The sequence below is a fragment of the Streptomyces sp. NPDC048057 genome (genome assembly GCF_040653095.1).
In the GTDB taxonomy this organism is placed as follows: domain Bacteria; phylum Actinomycetota; class Actinomycetes; order Streptomycetales; family Streptomycetaceae; genus Streptomyces.
The window spans coordinates 1-15,656 of sequence record NZ_JBEZNF010000051.1; the positions used below are offsets into that span (position 1 = coordinate 1).

Annotated in this window: 13 protein-coding genes; 7 read left to right on the forward strand and 6 right to left on the reverse strand. The window is 73.1% G+C overall.

The window, feature by feature from the left end; all coding sequences use genetic code 11:
* Positions 1-433: hypothetical protein (locus AB0E05_RS35110; RefSeq protein WP_361971398.1), on the reverse strand; the 433-nt coding region annotated here is incomplete at its 3' end.
* Between the two features lie 183 nt (positions 434-616).
* Here AB0E05_RS35110 and AB0E05_RS35115 point away from each other — a divergent pair.
* Entirely contained in the window at positions 617-2,020 is a 1,404-nt protein-coding gene (locus AB0E05_RS35115) for an ABC transporter substrate-binding protein (RefSeq protein WP_361971400.1), read from the forward strand.
* Positions 2,021-2,063: 43 nt separating this feature from the next.
* Here AB0E05_RS35115 and AB0E05_RS35120 read toward each other — a convergent pair whose 3' ends face one another.
* Together AB0E05_RS35120 and AB0E05_RS35125 are read right to left on the reverse strand one after the other, a co-directional pair.
* Positions 2,064-3,734, reverse strand: coding sequence for a hypothetical protein (locus tag AB0E05_RS35120; protein ID WP_361971402.1), 1,671 nt, complete (start codon positions 3,732-3,734; stop codon positions 2,064-2,066).
* A gap of 263 nt (positions 3,735-3,997) precedes the next feature.
* The gene (locus tag AB0E05_RS35125) at positions 3,998-5,383 is read right to left on the reverse strand and encodes a transcriptional regulator (RefSeq protein WP_361971404.1); all 1,386 of its coding nucleotides are present in this window, start codon (positions 5,381-5,383) and stop codon (positions 3,998-4,000) included.
* A gap of 487 nt (positions 5,384-5,870) precedes the next feature.
* Here AB0E05_RS35125 and AB0E05_RS35130 point away from each other — a divergent pair, with 487 nt between their 5' ends.
* From AB0E05_RS35130 to AB0E05_RS35150, 5 genes are all read left to right on the forward strand, one after another.
* Positions 5,871-6,491, forward strand: a complete 621-nt coding sequence (locus AB0E05_RS35130) for a bifunctional DNA primase/polymerase (protein WP_361971406.1) — start codon at positions 5,871-5,873, stop codon at positions 6,489-6,491.
* A gap of 273 nt (positions 6,492-6,764) precedes the next feature.
* On the forward strand, positions 6,765-7,595 hold the full coding sequence (locus AB0E05_RS35135) for an ABC transporter ATP-binding protein (RefSeq protein ID WP_361971408.1): 831 nt from the start codon (positions 6,765-6,767) through the stop codon (positions 7,593-7,595).
* A complete protein-coding gene (locus tag AB0E05_RS35140) occupies positions 7,592-9,271 on the forward strand; it encodes a transporter (RefSeq protein WP_361971410.1) in 1,680 nt (559 codons plus the stop codon). Before AB0E05_RS35135 ends, AB0E05_RS35140 begins: the two co-directional genes overlap by 4 nt.
* Before the next feature lie 22 nt (positions 9,272-9,293).
* Positions 9,294-10,169, forward strand: a complete 876-nt coding sequence (locus tag AB0E05_RS35145; protein ID WP_361971412.1) for a hypothetical protein — start codon at positions 9,294-9,296, stop codon at positions 10,167-10,169.
* A gap of 473 nt (positions 10,170-10,642) precedes the next feature.
* The gene (locus AB0E05_RS35150) at positions 10,643-11,095 is read left to right on the forward strand and encodes a subtilase-type protease inhibitor (protein ID WP_361971414.1); all 453 of its coding nucleotides are present in this window, start codon (positions 10,643-10,645) and stop codon (positions 11,093-11,095) included.
* Between the two features lie 10 nt (positions 11,096-11,105).
* Here AB0E05_RS35150 and AB0E05_RS35155 read toward each other — a convergent pair whose 3' ends face one another.
* From AB0E05_RS35155 to AB0E05_RS35165, 3 genes are all read right to left on the reverse strand, one after another.
* Positions 11,106-11,981 carry a GNAT family N-acetyltransferase gene (locus AB0E05_RS35155; RefSeq protein ID WP_361971416.1) on the reverse strand — a complete coding sequence of 292 codons (876 nt, stop codon included), beginning with the start codon at positions 11,979-11,981 and terminating at the stop codon, positions 11,106-11,108.
* A gap of 117 nt (positions 11,982-12,098) precedes the next feature.
* Positions 12,099-13,037, reverse strand: a complete 939-nt coding sequence (locus AB0E05_RS35160; RefSeq protein WP_361971461.1) for an alpha/beta hydrolase — start codon at positions 13,035-13,037, stop codon at positions 12,099-12,101.
* A 714-nt stretch (positions 13,038-13,751) separates the two neighbouring features.
* Entirely contained in the window at positions 13,752-14,444 is a 693-nt protein-coding gene (locus AB0E05_RS35165; protein WP_361971418.1) for a metal-dependent transcriptional regulator, read from the reverse strand.
* A gap of 267 nt (positions 14,445-14,711) precedes the next feature.
* Here AB0E05_RS35165 and AB0E05_RS35170 point away from each other — a divergent pair, with 267 nt between their 5' ends.
* Complete coding sequence (locus AB0E05_RS35170) at positions 14,712-15,470, forward strand: SIS domain-containing protein (protein WP_361971420.1); 759 nt, start codon at positions 14,712-14,714, stop codon at positions 15,468-15,470.
* Positions 15,471-15,656 lie beyond the last annotated feature (186 nt).

Consider the following 15,656-nt stretch of genomic DNA (forward strand, 5'->3'; position numbering starts at 1 on the left):
CCGTACGCGTCATGATCCGCAGCACGTCCAGCGAGCGCGGCGACTCGTCCGCGGCGTCGCCGTCGTTCGCCGCGAGGCATATGTGGGCCTCGCGCGCCGCCGCGACCGCCTCCGGCCAGCCCGGGTGCTCCATGTACGTCGACACGGGGGCGTCCGCGCCGACCTGGTGCAGGATCCGGAGCACCCGGAGCACGGCGGCGTCCACCAGCGCGGCCTCGGTCGCGTCGCGGAAGATCGTGCCGACGTACTTCTCGGCGGACCAGTTGTCCAGCCAGGTGTCCTCGACGAGACGGTAGACGGCGTCGGTCACGTCGCCGTACCCCTCCCTCCCGGCCAGCCAGACGTCCTGATGGAAGGCGGGGTCGGAGAGCATGTGCAACGCCGAGCGCACATTGCAGCGCCAGCGCCACCACGGCATGTCATTCAACGGCATACCGCCCATGGTGGATGAGCGACGGGGGCGACGGGAAGGGGTGACCGGGGCTTGCTCCACGCCGTCGATCGTACGTTCTCGTCGCGTCCGCCCCGCGCGCGCCCCGGCTGTTCATCCTTCCGACACCCCGCGGCCAACGGCGCTCACGGTTCCGTTACCACGGTGGCGGAACCGTGGGGGACCATGACCAGCAGGCCCGGCACCGCTGCCGCCCGTGAGACCTCGGCCCGTACGCCCAGAGCCCGCACAGCCCCTTCCCGTACGCCAGGGGCCCGTACGCCAGGGGCCCGTACGCCGTCGACCCGCACGCCCCTGGCCCGTACCGGCCGGGCCGCGGCGACCGCCGTCGTGGCCACCGCCACCGCGCTGCTGGTCTCCGGCTGCGGCGCGCTCCCCGGCCTCGACGGCGGCTCGCGCGAGCCGGTGAAGGTGATGACCTTCGCCCCCGAGGGGACGGACGCCACGAACATGCCGGGGATGCCGGCCATGGCGAAGGCGTACGCCCGGTGGGTCAATGCGAGCGGCGGCATCGACGGCCACCGGCTCCAGGTCGTCACCTGCAACGAGAAGAACACCGCCGCGGGGGCGTCGCGGTGCGCGCGGCAGGCGGTCGAGGAGGACGTGGTCGCGGTCGTCGGCTCGTACAGCCAGCACGGCAGGGCGTTCACGGCGCCGCTCCAGGTCGCCGGGATCCCCTTCGTCGGCGGCTTCGGCGCGTCCGAGGAGGAGTTCACCAGCTACCTCTCCTACCCGGTCAACGGCGGACCGGCCGCCCTCTTCGCCGGGCAGGGGCGCCAGCTCGCCGACACCTGCCGCCGGGTGGCGATCGTCCGCCCGGACTCCATCGCCGGCGACAAGCTGCCGGAGCTCCTCGACGCGGGGCTCGCGCAGGGCGGGCAGCGCGAAGCCGACGACATCCTCGCGCCGGACGACGCGACCGAGTACACCCGCCAGGCCGACCAGGCGCGCACCAAGGCCGGGGAGGGCGCGGAGACCGGCGACGACCAGCGGCCCGGGTGCGTGACGGCGGCGCTCGGGGACCGCACGGAGACGTTCGTGGACTCCTTCCGCCGCCTCCCGGACGACGGGCGGGACATCGCGCTGTCGTCGGTCGTGGGCAGCGTCGGCCAGTCCTTCATCGACCGTACGGGCGGGCGCTCGGGCCCCTTCGAGGGCGCGTTCGTCACGGGCTGGTACCCGGCGGCGGCGGATCCGCGCTGGAACCAGATGAAGAACGTGATCGACGAGCACGCCTTCGCGGACAACAAGGTCGACCCGACGGACGCGGGCACCCAGACGACGTGGATCGCGTACACGGTCCTCAAGGCGGCGATCGAGGCGATCGACGGGGACGAGATCACGGCGTACGCGGTGTCGCGGACCCTCTCGGGGGGCCTTGAGGTGCCCACGGGCGGGGTGACGCCGACGCTCCGCTGGGACCGGGGGACGAAGTTGGGCACTCCGGACTATCCGCGGGCGGTCAACCGGCACGTGACGTTCAACGTGGTGCGGGAGGGGCGGCTGGTGGCCCAGGAGCCCGACTTCGTGAACGTCGACGCGATCCTCGCGGCGCAGCGCAAGAGCTGACGCCGCGGGCACCTCCCGGGCGCCCCCAGGGCCGCGCGGGGCGTCAGAGCTGGTCGCTGGAGCGGCGGGGGAGGTCGTGGGCAGCGGCGATGGCGTTCCAGTGGCCGGCCGCCTGCCGCTTGGCCTTGGTCGCCTCGCCGCTCGCGCGGTTCGCCGCGACCGTGCTGCGGGTGCTGCGGGCCCGGTCGTCCTTGCAGCCCTTCTTGCCCTTCACCTGGGTCGCCCAGGCCGCGTAGTGGTCGTCGGCGGTGGCGGACGCCTGCCACGCCTGTTTGAGCGCGGCGGTCAACTCGGCGTTGCGCGGCAGCTTGTCGACGCTCACGCCCTCCAGCCGGGTGACCATGCCGCGGCGCTGGTTGGCCGCGGCGCGCAGGTCCTCCGCCGCCCGGTCGAGTTCCTTGCACTGCTTGATGTTCTCGACGGAGCGCAGGACCGCGGCCCGGCTGCTGTTGCTGTCCGCGAGGAGCTTGTCGAGCGCGACGGCCTGCTCCCTGACCGGGTCCGGCGCGGCGGTGGAGGGCGACGGCGCGGACACCGAAGCGGGCGGCGTGCCGGCGTCGGCGGGGGCGGACGGCGGCGCGGGGTTCCGGTCGACGGTGGGCTTCGGCGACTCGTCCTCGCCCTGGCCGAAGAGCGCGGCGCTCACCCCGAGTCCGAGGACGGCGCAGGCGACGATCACCGCACCCATGACGGCGAGTTGCGACGACTTGCGCCGCCGTTCCTCGCGGTTCCCGCGGCTGGCGCGCGAGCCGCGTGCACCGCGCGGGCCCGGGGGTGCGTACCGGGCGTCGGAACGCTCCGCTCCGGACTCGGCCTGGGCGCGGAAGAGCCTGTCGAACTCGCCCGGCACCGCCGCGCCGGAGACCGGCGGCAGGTGCTGCGTCACCGGCTCGGGACCGCGCCCCGCGCCGTACCCCGGGCCCTGCTGTGCGAGCCGCCCGGTGCCGAGGAAGGTCGTGGGCGGGTCCGCGTCGGGCCCGGTCGGTACGGGCGGGATGACCTGCGTCGCGTCACCGCCGGCCGGTGCCACCGGCGGGATCACCTGCGTCGCGTCCACCGCGCCGTACGACTGCTCGGGCGGCAGCACACCGGGGGCGACGGGCGGGATGACCTGCGTGGCATCGGCGGCACCCGGCATGCCGGGTGCGCCCGGCGCGATCGGCGGGATGAGTTGGGTGGCGTCCGCCGCGCCGTACGGCTGCGGCCCCGGCGGCACTGCGTCGGGCAGCGGCTGCACCGGCGGCACGGCCCCGCCGCCCGGCCCGGCAGGAGGAACCGGAGGAGCCTGCGGAGGTACGGCGAGTTCCCCGGCGACGGGCGGCAGCGGCCCCGGGTGCGCGGCGGGCGGGTACGGCTCCTGACTCGGGTACGCCGGATCCACGGGGGACGCGTACGGTCCCGGGCCCGTGCCCGGCAAAATCGCCCCGGGTCCCCCTTGCCGGGGCTGAGGGTGCGGCACGCCCGTCGGCGGCGCCTCGGGCGGCAGCGGCACCGCCCCGGTGACCGGCGGTGCCGGCGGCGGAGGCTGCCCCGGTCCGCCCTGCGGCCCCCACGGCTCGCCCCACGGCACCCCGCTCGCGGGAGTGGTGTGCTGCCGGGGTGCCGGGGTGTCGGGTATCCAGGGGTCGGATCCCTCGGCGGGCAGCACGACGCCCTCGTGCGCGGGACGAGCAGCGGGATGCTGCTGCCCGTCGCCGTGTCCGCTCTGCGTCACCGGAACTCCTACGTGTGAAGACAGGGAACCCCGGAACCGAGGAACCGCCGCTTCACGCTACCGGGTGGTTCAAGACCCCCGCTCCCCCGTGCGGAGCAGTAACGCCACGCCGCCCCGAGACGCTGTTCATGCCCCCCGTTGATGCCCCCGTTCCCACCTGCTTGACGCCCCCTCTCACCGACGGCGACCCGCGTGGGCCGTACGGGAACGGCGCCGTCGCGACCGTACGGAGCGCCCTCGACGCCCGTGTCGACGGCCCGTGTTCACGCCGCCGCCTGGAGCTCCAACCGCGCCCCGAACTCGCGCACCGACGGCTCCGACGCGTACGGCTCCAGCCGCTGTTGCAGGTCCTCCAGGTACTCCGCGCCCCGGCTGGAGCGCAGCGTCCCCATCAGTTCCAGGGCGCGGGTGCCCGTGTGGCACGCCTGCTCGACCTCGCGCTGCTGCACCTGTGCGGTGGCGAGCAGGGCGAAGCCGATGGCGCGCCGCCTCGCCCGTCCCTCCGGGTGCCCGTCGAGGGCGCTCGCCGCGTGGTGTGCGGCGGCCTCCGCCTGGCCCAGGTCGCGGTAGCAGTGGGCCAGTTCGTCCGCGAGGTACGCCTCGTCGAAGTGGGCGATCCACTCCGGGTCGTCGCCCTCCTTCGGATCGGTGCGCTCCATCGCGGCCAGCGCCTTGCCGGCGACGGAGTGGCAGGTGCGGGCGTCGCCGAGCAGGGCGTGGCCGCGCGCCTCGGCCGCGTAGAAGAGCGCCTGGGCACGCGGGGTGACCTGGCCGCGGGCGCCTTCCTGTGCGGCACGGGCGAGTTGGGCGATCTCGCGCGGGTTGCCGAGTTGGGCGGCGAGGTGGCTCATGGACGCGGCCAGGACGTATCCGCCGTAGCCCCGGTCGTCCGCGGCCTGGGCGAGCCGTAGCGCCTGGATGTAGTAGCGCTGGGCGAGCCCGGGTTGTCCGGTGTCGACGGCCATGTAGCCGGCGAGTTCGGTGAGTCGCGCCACCGCGGCGAACAGGTCGCGCCCCACCGACTCGCGGTACGAGCCCGAGAGCAGCCCGGACACCACGGAGTTGAGGTAGTGGACGACGACGGGCCGGATGTGGCCGCTGCCGAAGCGGTGGTCGAGGTCGGTGAGCGAGGTCGTCATCGCCCGTACGGCTTCGACGTCCGAGGTGCCCACGCGGGCCCCGGCGCTCCGCGCCACCTGTGCGTCGGCGCCGGTGATCAGCCAGTCGCGGCTGGGTTCGACGAGCGCGGAGGCGGCGACGGACGCGCCGGACAGGAAGTCGCGGCGGCCGACGTCGCTCCGCCACAACTCACTGACCTGCTCGATCGCCCCGAGCACAGTCGGTGAGAACTGGAGGCCGACGCCCGAGGCGAGGTTCTTGCCGTTGGCCATGCCGATCTCGTCGATCGTGACCGTACGGCCGAGTTTGCGCCCGAGGGCTTCGGCGATGATTCCCGGTGCGCGTCCGCGCGGTTGTTGGCCGCGCAGCCAACGCGCCACGGACGTCTTGTCGTAGCGCAGGTCGAGTCCCCGTTCCGCGCCGACCATGTTGACGCGGCGCGCGAGCCCGGCGTTCGAGCACCCGGCTTCCTGGATGAGTGCCTGCAGCCGTTCGTTGGGCTGTCGGGCGACGAGTGGTCTGGCTGCCATGGATCTACCCCCTGAGAGCCGCGGTGATCGACGAACTGGCCACCGTCCGGCTGTTATACGGAGAATGCAGACTTAAGAGAGTTGAGAGAGAGTTGGTCGGGTTTCTCCAGAATCCTGGATGCATCCGGAAGGCCAGAGGTCCAGAAATCCGGAAGACCCCCCGAAAGAAGCCGTCGGAAGAGTCTGTTTCCCTTCGAAATGAAGCACGCGGGACCCGTGCGCTCCGGCCCGCCGACCAGGCCACTTCACCCGGCAGGGCGCGCACCCCCGCTCAGCCGCCCCCTCGTCTGTGGATACCCCCTTCGGTGCACCATGTGCATGCGCGCCCCCGTATGTGCATCCATGCGCCCCATATGCGGGATCATGATCCCCGGGGCGGCCCGTCGGAGGCCCGTAACCCCAGGTGACCGCGGGAGTTGAGAGGGTCGTGGAAGAGACCATCGGAGTCACAGAAGCCGCACAAATCCCCCAACAACGGGGTGAACAGATGCTGGATCACGCCGTCCGGTACGCCGAGGAGCGGCACTGGGACGTGTTTCCGGGGACGTGGCTGGAGGCGGCCGGGACCACGGAACAGTGCTCCTGCGGCGACTCCGACTGCGAGGCGCCCGGCGCCCACCCCGCCCGGTCGGACTGGGCGAACCAGGCGACCGGCAGCGCCAGCGGTGCGCGCCGGCTGTGGGGCAAGCAGCCGAGGGCTTCCGTGCTGATGCCCACCGGTCGCACCTTCGACGTCCTCGAACTCCCCGAGTCGGCCGGCTTCCTCGCCCTCGCCCGGCTGGAGCGGATGGACCTCCCGCTCGGCCCGGTCACCCTCACCCCCGACCGCCGGATGTCCTTCTTCGTGCTGCCGGGCGGCGCGGCGAAGGCGCCCGCGCTCGTGCGGGACCTCGGGTGGGCGCCGAGCGCCCTCGACCTGGTGTCGCGCGGGCAGGGCCACTACATCGCGGCTCCGCCGACCCGGGTGGGGGCCCGCGGCGCGGTGCAGTGGGTGCGCCGACCGACCGCGGAGAACCGCTGGCTGCCGGACACCGACGAGCTGATCAGCCCGCTCGCGTACGCCTGCGGGCGGGACGCGGCGGCGACGCGGGCCGCCCGCCGGGCCTGACCCCCGACGGCCCGTCGCCGACGCGGCGCGGGACCGGGGTCAAGCGGGGGGACGCGCGGGACGAGCGCGAGCGACAAGCACGGGGGACGCGGGGGCGCGGGGGATCGTGGGGATGACCGGGGGAGGGGCGGGAAACCGCAGGCAGCACCCTGTTTAGGGTGGTTCCGTACTGACGCGTACACAGCCATTTCACGTCATGTGCACCTGGTGCACCCGATGCACGACGGCGCGGCTGTGGAGCGTGTGACCACGGGGACCCCAAGGAGCAGGAACATGCCGGACGAACAGGCTGCCACGGCGGCCGTGGGGGCGGGCGGAGCGCACCCGGCGCCGCCCGCTGTCCGCGTCGAAGGACTGTGGAAGCGGTTCGGCGAACAGATCGCCGTGGCGGGCGTCGACCTGGCCCTGCCGGCGGGCCGTTTCATCGGCCTGGTCGGCCCGAACGGCGCCGGCAAGACGACGACCCTGTCGATGGTGACCGGCCTGCTGCGGCCGGACCAGGGTCGGGTGCAGGTCGCCGGACACGACGTGTGGCGGGACCCCGTCCAGGTGAAGTCGCGCATCGGCGTGCTGCCGGAGGGGCTGCGGATGTTCGAGCGGCTGTCGGGCCGCGAACTGCTCGCGTACAACGGCCGACTGCGCGGGCTGCCGGGCGACGAGGTCGACAAGCGCGCCACCCAGCTCCTCGACGTGCTCGACCTCGCGGGCTCCCAGCACAAGCTCGTCGTCGACTACTCCACCGGCATGCGCAAGAAGATCGGCCTCGCCTGCGCCCTGCTGCACAACCCCGAGGTGCTCTTCCTCGACGAGCCCTTCGAGGGCGTCGACCCGGTCTCCGCGCAGACCGTCCGGGGCGTCCTGGAGCGCTACACCGCCTCCGGCGCGACCGTCGTCTTCTCCAGCCACGTGATGGAGCTGGTGGAGTCGCTGTGCGACTGGGTGGCCGTGATGGCGCAGGGCCGGATCCGCGCCCAGGGGACGCTCGCCGAGGTGCGCGGCGACGCGCCGTCGTTGCAGAGCGCCTTCCTCGAACTCGTTGGCGCGCAGGGCCACGACCGGGGCGGGTCCCTGGACTGGCTCGGCGGCGCGGGTGCGGCCCGATGAGCTCGACGCCCCCGACCGCGGGTACGGGCAAGCGCACCGCGGAGGCGAGCGCGGGCGAGCTCTCCCCCGGCGCCCTCGCCGGGATCTTCGTACGGCTGAAGCTGTCGCTGCTGCGCAACGGCCTGCGCCAGTCCGCCAAGCGCAGGCGCGCCTTCGTCACCGCACTCGTCGCCGCGCTGCTCTTCGCGGTGCTGCAACTGCTCGGCCTCGCCGCGCTGCGCGGCCACGAGCACGCCGCCGCCGTCACCGTGCTGTTCACCGGGGTGCTGGCGCTCGGCTGGGCCGTCATGCCGCTGTTCTTCCCCAGCGGCGACGAGACGCTGGACGCCACGCGGCTGGTGATGCTGCCGCTGCGCCCGCGGCCGTTGGTGGCCGCGCTGACCACGGCGTCCCTGGTGGGCATCGGCCCGCTGTTCACGCTGTGCGTACTGCTGGGCTCCGTGATCGCGCTGGCGCACGGCCCCGCCGCGTGGGCCCTCGCCCTGGTTGCCGTACCGCTGACGCTGCTGGTGTGCGTGACGCTGGCACGGGCCTTCGCCGCGGCCAACATCCGGCTGCTGACCTCCCGCAAGGGCCGTGACCTGGCGCTGCTGAGCGGTCTGGTGATCGCGATCGGCGTCCAGTTCGTCAACTTCGGCTTCCAGCGGCTCAGCTCGACCGATCTGGACCTGTCGGCGCTGGAGCCGGCCGCTGCGGTGGTGCGCTGGGTGCCGCCGGCGTCGGCGCTCGGCGCCGTGGAGTCCGTCAGCGACGGCTCGTACGGCACGGCCCTCGCCCAACTCGCTCTCTCGGCCGCGGCGCTGTACGGGCTGCTGGCCTGGTGGCGGGCGAGCCTCGACAAGCTGATGACGTCCCCGGACGGCTCCACCGTCGCGGCGGCGGACCCGCGCGCCCGGGCGGGTCGTTCGTCGTCCGACGCGACGGACTCCGCCCTGCTGCACCGGCTGTTCCCCCGGGGCCGCACGGCCGCCGTGGTGCAGCGCAGCCTGCGCTACTTCTGGCGCGATCCGAAGACCAAGGCGGGCCTGGTCAGCGCGCTCGCGATCGGTCTGTTGATCCCGCTGTTCAACGCCGCCCAGGGCGTCGGCTCGGTCTACTTCGCGTCGTTCGCCACCGGCATGCTCGGCTTGCAGATGTACAACCAGTTCGGGCAGGACACCTCCGCGTTCTGGATGGTCGTGCAGACGCTGTCGACGCCGCGGGACGCGTACGAGGAGCTGCGGGCGCGCGCCCTGGCACTGCTGCTGGTGGCGCTGCCGTACACGGTCCTCGCGGTCGTGGTGGTGGCGGTGGTCGTCGGCGACCGGCAGGCCCTGCCGTCGGCGCTGGGGCTGTCGCTCGCGGTGCTCGGCGCGATGGTGGGCACGGGCGCGTACGCCTCGGCCCGTTACCCGTACACGATCCCGCAGGACAGCGCGTACAAGAACGTGGCGGCAGGGCAGGGCGCGCTGGCGTGGATGTCGCTGCTCGGCGGGGCGGTCGTCGCCGCGCTGGTGTGCGCGCCGCTGATCGCCGTGACGGTCTGGCTGCACCTGACGGACGGGCACGAGCACCTGTGGACGGTGCTGCCGGCCGGTGCGGCGTACGGGCTGCTCGTCGGGTGGGCGGGCCTGCGGCTCGCGGCGCCGGTGACGATCAGGGAGCTGCCGGAGATCCTGGCGGCGGTCAGCAAGTAGCGCGTGGCGTAGGTTGCTGCTCATGTCGACGCCGCCGCCTCCGCACCAGCCGCAGCAGCCCCCGCAGGGGGGTTACGGCCAGCCCGGTCCGTACGCGCAGCCAGGGCCGTACGGGCAGCAGCAGCCGTATCCGCCGCAGCAACAGCCGCCGCATCCCCAGGGGTACGGGACGACGCCCTGGCAGGCTCCGGCTCCGGGGCCCTGGGGCGCGCCGCTCCAGGGACCGCCGCCACCGCCGCGGAAGCGGACCGGCCGCACCGTGCTCATAGCCGTGGGCGCCGTGGCCGGTTTGCTGCTGCTGTCCTGGTACGGCAACACCGTCGTCGGCGCCGGCGGCGGCTCCGACGGCAAGGCGTCGGACGACTACCCGCCGGCCGAGCACCAGCTCACGCTGCCCTCCACGCTGCTCGACGGGAAGTACGAGCTGGCCGGTGACATGTCGCAGGAGTACCAGGAGCGGCTCAAGGGCACGAGCGAGGAGGTCATCAAGGACGCCAAGTCGACCGTCGCCCAGTACACCTCGGTGAACGGGCAGGCGGCGGGCGTCCTGGTGGTCTCCGGGCTGCACGGCCGGATCAGCGACCCGGACCGGGCCCGCACCTCGATCCTCCGCGGCAGCGCGACGGCGAAGGGCATCGAACTGGCCGTACCGGCGAAGGACGTCACGCCGGCGGGCTCCGACGTGAAGATCAGCTGCCAGGTCCTGGTGGCCGACCAGACCGACACGGGCCGGGCGACGATGCCGATGTGCGCGTGGGCGGACGACAACACGAACGCGTCGGTGTCGATGGTCACCCCCGCGTCGATGGGCATGACGCCGAGCGCGATCGATCTGACGGAGGTCGCGGAGGCGACGGTGCGGGTGCGCGAGGAGATGCGGAAGCCCCTCGGCTCCTGAGCCGAGCGCTTCGAGGGCTTCGGGGACCACGAGGGGCTGTCCACGAGGGGCTGTTTCTCGTCGAAGCGGCGTGGCTGAAGGAACGTGCCGCCTGAGCAAGTGGGCAGCTCAGGCGGTTGTTCCAGAGGGGACCACCCGAGATCGTCCACATGGTGGACGCCTCCCCCGGGCCGTCCGCACCCGCAACGAGCTGCCCGAACGACCATTCGGTCACCCCTAACGAGTGATGCGCGACCGGAAAACAGCGCAGTCGCATGCGCTCACTGTGCGCGTACGCAAGACTCCTGTCCGCAGTCGTACAACCCCACCAGCGCATGAGCCAACGAACCCGTGCGAACTCGCGGCTCTCGTCGGCCTGGTGGCCCCCGTGTCTCTCTCGCACCTCTCGCGTCGCCCTCGCATCTCTCGCATCTCTCTCACCTCTCACACCTCTCACATCACCCTCGTCACCCTCGTAGTGAAGGAGTCCTTCCATGCGTCATCTGCGGAGCACGATCGCCACGGCCGCCGCACTCCTGCTGAGCGGTACGGCACTGGGCACCGCAGTAGCCCAGCCCCTCGCCCTTCCGACGGCCCCGCCCGCCGCGGCGAGCAGCCTGTACGCCCCCTCCGCGCTCGTCCTCACCGTCGCGAAGGGCACGTCCGCCACGCCGTCGACGGTGGAGCGCGCCGTCACCCTCGACTGCGCCCCGCGCGCGACGGGCACGCACCCGGACGCCGCGGCGGCCTGTCGCGAACTGCACGCCGTGGACGGCGACTTCACCGCACTGCCGTCCGAACTGCCGCAGACCTTCTGCACCCGTGAGTGGGACCCGGTCACGGTGAGCGCGAACGGCGTCTGGCAGGGCGAGCACATCGCCTGGTCGGGCACGTACAACAACGGCTGCGAGATGGCCGCGACACTGGGCGTCGTCTTCTCGTTCTGAGCCGTGGCGGTCAGACGGGTCCCGGGCCCGTCGTGAAGTCGTACATCGTGAAGTCGGTGACGCGGCGATAGCCGATCCTCCGGTAAAGGCTGTTGCTGGTGGGGTTCGCGAGGTCCGCGAAGAGGACGACGTCCGTCCCGCCCGCGGCGAGCGCCGCCCGGCTGACCTCGACCGTCGCCGCACCCGCGTACCCCCGGCCGCGCAGGTGGGCCGGGGTGTACACGGGAGCCACCTTGATCTGCCCCGCGACCATCGGGGACGCCCCGGCCATGGAGACGGGGGTGCCGTCCGGCCTCTCCCAGAGCGCGACCCTGCGGGCGGCGATGCGGACGTCCGCCCAGGCCCCGGCGCCCTGCCCGGCACCCCTCCCGATCTCGGCCCCGAACGCCCGGTACCAGCGCACGAGCAGCTCCCGGTCCCGCACCTCCGCGACGCGCCCGCGCCCGGCCGGAGGCGGCTGCGGCGGCCTCAACTCCCCCAGCCGGTACAGCCGGTGCCGCTCCTGAAGCACCGGCGTCGCACCGGTGCTCCGCTGCCAGGCGGCGGCGAAGGCCCCGGCGGTGTCGTGGTCCGCGCTGACACCGGGCAGCGGGTGCCCGAGGTCGGCCAGGAGAACGGCGAGGGCGTCCGTTTCGTCAGGTCCGAGGGGCGTGAGGGTCAGCCGCCTGGGCGGGGTGCGGAAGAAGGCGGCCCGGACCTGACCGCCTCGTTCCAGCCACCCGAAGACGGGGGCGTCGGGCCCGTACGTGTCCACCCCCTGCGTACGGAGCGTCTCGGTGACGGTCAGGGGAAGGGTGTGCAGGGCGGGCCGCGAGTGAAGGAAGTCGCGGGCGTGGCCGAGGAAGCGGTGCAGGTCTCGGGTGAGGTGCCAGGTGTCCGGGCGCATGGGTCATGGTCGCGCGGACGAGTGGTTTCGACACGGCCGAGGTGACGCGCGCGGGGCTGGGGCGCGAACCGGTCCCACGGACCGGCCACGTCTGCGCCCGACCCACATCGACACCCTTCAGACGCTGGCCACCTCGTTGAGGAACGGTTCGATCGCAGCGCGCCAGCCCGCGGGGTGTTCGTAGTGGATCAGGTGGCCCGCGTCGGTGACCTCGGCGTACCGGCCGTGCGGGAGGACGCGGACCATTTCGTGGGCCTCGGCGCGGCCCAGTTCGCTGTCGAGGCCGCGGACCACGAGCGTGGGGCAGTGGACCTGGGCCAGTTCGTCCCAGTGGGCGTCGTGCACCCAGGTCTCGCGGACCTTGAGGAGTTGGCGGCGGGAGAACACCGGGCGCCAGCCGTCGGGGCGTTCGGCCATCACCTCCGCGTAGAAGTCGCCGCGGACCGGGCTGGGGCGCTCCACCAGGGGGTCCTCCTCGCCGAACCACTTGCGCACGTCCGCGAGGGTGGCGAACGGAACCGGCCAGGCGCGGACCCAGCTCTCCCACACGCGTTGCGAGGCCGCGCCGAGCGGGGAGGCCCGCATGTCGCTGATGACCAGCGCGCGCACCAGGTCGGGGCGGCGGGCGGCGAGGCGCCAGGCGGTGAGCGCACCCATGGAGTGTCCGACGATGCTGACCGGGCCGAGGCGGAGCTGCTCGACAGCGGCTTCGGCGTCGTCGACGTACGCGTCGTGGGTGAACGGACCGTCCGTCGGCTGGTCGGAGCGGCCGTGGCCGCGCTGGTCGAGGGCGACCGTGCGGTGGCGGGTGGAGAGCCAGCGCGCGGTGGTGGCCCAGTGGGAGGCCCGGCCCATCAGCCCGTGCAGCAGTAACACGCCGGGGGTGCGGTCGGCGTCGGAGGCCGTGCCCGAGTGGATGCCCGGGGTCGCGCCCGCGGGCGTGCCGGGCGACGGCATCGTCGTCGTTGCCGTCGTCGTCGTTGCCGTCGGGGTGCCGTACTCCCAAGCGACCAGGCGTGCGCCATCCGCTCCGGTCACATCGATGCGCCGCACCACGTACCCGGCACCCCCCATCTCTCCCGTACGGCCGGTAGGACCAGCCTATCGAACTGTTATTCGAACACGGGCTCATGCCCGGCTAACGGCGGACAACACCCCACCTTCGTGTGACGGGGGGCGAGGGTTGGCGCCGGTTGGCCAGGGGAGATCTTTTGCGGGAGGCGGGCCGCTCGGGGAAGACGGTCCGAGGGGAATGACCCTGAGAGCTCGGGGCTCCGGGTCAGCACAGGGGAGGACGGGCCCCGGCATCCACGGATGCCGGGGCCCCACCAGGCGGTACGCGGCGGGCGCGGGCACGGGCACGGCAGGGGGCGCGAGGGGTGGGGGGAGGGGGCGGGAGCGAGATGAGTGCGCCGCGGGGTGCGCCGGGCATGAGAGGGGCGCATATGCCTGATCCCTCCACGGCTCTGAGTCATATGCCTGGCCCCAGCGTGGCACGCGCGGCGCGCAGACGCTGTAGTTCCGTACGGAAAAAGCCACGACAAGGCGACGGGGCGCGATGGGGTGACGGGACGGCGCGTGAGCGCTCGCCGCGTCGGGGTCTGCGCGCCGAGGGCCCGGGGCGCGCCTTCCTGGGTGAAACGGCAGGTGGCGGGGTGCGGCGCGGGGCCGCTTACGGCATGCGGCGCGCCCAGCGCCCCTCAGGCACCGGGCGCGCTCGGCTCAGGAGCCAGGGCCTGCCTTAGGGAGTGAAGACACGCCCCAAGACCCTCAGCGCTTGGCGACGAAGACGTGCGACGCGACGTCGGAGTCCAGCTCGGCCGCCTCGCCGCCGCTGCCGACCAGGACGCCGCCCGCGGCCTCGGTCACGCTGACCACCGAACCGGGCTGCACGCCCGCGCGCCGCAGCGTGTACATCAGCTGGGCGTCGGTCTGGATCGGCTCGCCGATCCGGCGGACGACCACGGTCTTGCCGTCCGAGCCCGGGTCGAGGTCGGCGAGCGAGACCATGCCCACGTCCAGGAACGGATCCGCCTCCGCCTTCTCGCCCAGCTCCTCCAAGCCCGGGATCGGATTCCCGTACGGCGACTCGGTCGGGTGGCGCAGCAGCTCCAGCACGCGCCGCTCCACCGCCTCGCTCATCACGTGCTCCCAGCGACACGCCTCGGCGTGGACCTGCTCCCACTCCAGGCCGATCACGTCGACGAGCAGGCACTCGGCGAGCCGGTGCTTGCGCATCACGCGCGTCGCCAGCCGCCGACCCTCCTCCGTGAGCTCCAGATGGCGGTCCCCGGCGACCGTCACGAGACCGTCGCGCTCCATTCGCGCCACGGTCTGACTGACCGTCGGCCCGCTCTGGTCGAGCCGCTCGGCGATGCGGGCTCGCATGGGAACCACACCTTCCTCTTCGAGCTCAAGGATGGTGCGGAGGTACATCTCCGTGGTGTCGATCAGTCCGGACATTCGTGCCCCTCGAAGAATCGTGCGGTGCGGCCCCGAACTCAATTCTTACGCATCCCACTGACAACCGTGCCGTCCCCGCGGAACCCGGCGCTCAAGAGCGACCGGTGACCGTATTGACAGGGCAATGGTCCAGACCGCAACGTGATCGACGGCGCGGGCATTCCCCGGCGCGTTCCCTGGTGTCCGCGTACCCGGACGTGTACGCACCGCATGCGTGCGCGCCGCGTGCTGCCACCGGGCTTCCCACCTCCTCGAAAGGGCTCAGCGATGAGCGAGAGCAAGCTGGCAGGTCAGTTCTTCGACGCGGCGATCGATCTGCTGGCGCGCGTACGGGACGAGGAGGCGCAGAACGTCGCAGCGGCCGGCGAGGTCATCGCCGACACCGTGGCCTCCGGGGGTCGCCTCTTCGCCTTCGGCGCCGGCCACTCCTCGCTCGCCGCGCAGGACGTGGTCTACCGCGCCGGCGGCTTCGCGGTGATGAACCTGCTCGCCGTCCCCGGCGTCGTCGGCGTCGACGTCGTCCCGGCGACGCTGGGCTCCGCACTGGAGCGCGTCGACGGGCTGGCCGCGGCCGTCCTCGACACCAGCCCGGCGCAGGCCGGCGACACCCTGGTCATCATCTCCCTGTCCGGCCGCAACGCCCTGCCGGTGGAGATGGCGCTCAACGCGCGGGCGCTGGGGCTGAAGGTCATCGGCGTGACGTCGGTGGCGTACGCCGACTCCACCTCGTCGCGGCACACCACGGGCACGTTCCTCAAGGACCACTGCGACGTCGTCCTCGACTCCAAGATCGCCATCGGCGACACGGTCCTCACGCACGACGCGATCGAGGCGCCCTTCGCGCCCGCGTCCACGGTCGTCACGAGCGCGCTGATGCAGGCGATGATGGCGGCGGCGGCGGAGACGCTGGCGGAGCGGGGCGTGGAGCCGCCGCTGCTGCGGTCGGGGAACGTGGACGGCGGCCACGAGTGGAACGGCCGCGTGATGGCGGAGAACCGCGCCCGCATCTTCTACCGCCACGCCTGACCGCGCCGCGGCTCGCCCTGCGGGCCGGCTTGCGCGGTGCCTCTGCGGGCCGCCTGCGCCGTGACGTACTCGCCGTGGCCCTGCGGCCGCGCTGGTATCTGCGGCCCGTGCGTGGTTCTCGCACCTGGAGAACCACGGCGAGTGCACCCTGCTTCCCGCGACAGAAACTACTTGCAGAAGTGGAAA

Excerpts from the sequence above, each read along its gene's own strand:
- AB0E05_RS35115 (WP_361971400.1), top strand. The coding sequence starts at position 617 with ATGACCAGCAGGCCCGGCACCGCTGCCGCCCGTGAGACCTCGGCCCGT.
- AB0E05_RS35125 (WP_361971404.1), bottom strand. The coding sequence starts at position 5,383 with ATGGCAGCCAGACCACTCGTCGCCCGACAGCCCAACGAACGGCTGCAG.
- AB0E05_RS35130 (WP_361971406.1), top strand. The coding sequence starts at position 5,871 with ATGCTGGATCACGCCGTCCGGTACGCCGAGGAGCGGCACTGGGACGTG.
- AB0E05_RS35135 (WP_361971408.1), top strand. The coding sequence starts at position 6,765 with ATGCCGGACGAACAGGCTGCCACGGCGGCCGTGGGGGCGGGCGGAGCG.
- AB0E05_RS35140 (WP_361971410.1), top strand. The coding sequence starts at position 7,592 with ATGAGCTCGACGCCCCCGACCGCGGGTACGGGCAAGCGCACCGCGGAG.
- AB0E05_RS35145 (WP_361971412.1), top strand. The coding sequence starts at position 9,294 with ATGTCGACGCCGCCGCCTCCGCACCAGCCGCAGCAGCCCCCGCAGGGG.
- AB0E05_RS35150 (WP_361971414.1), top strand. The coding sequence starts at position 10,643 with ATGCGTCATCTGCGGAGCACGATCGCCACGGCCGCCGCACTCCTGCTG.
- AB0E05_RS35155 (WP_361971416.1), bottom strand. The coding sequence starts at position 11,981 with ATGCGCCCGGACACCTGGCACCTCACCCGAGACCTGCACCGCTTCCTC.
- AB0E05_RS35165 (WP_361971418.1), bottom strand. The coding sequence starts at position 14,444 with ATGTCCGGACTGATCGACACCACGGAGATGTACCTCCGCACCATCCTT.
- AB0E05_RS35170 (WP_361971420.1), top strand. The coding sequence starts at position 14,712 with ATGAGCGAGAGCAAGCTGGCAGGTCAGTTCTTCGACGCGGCGATCGAT.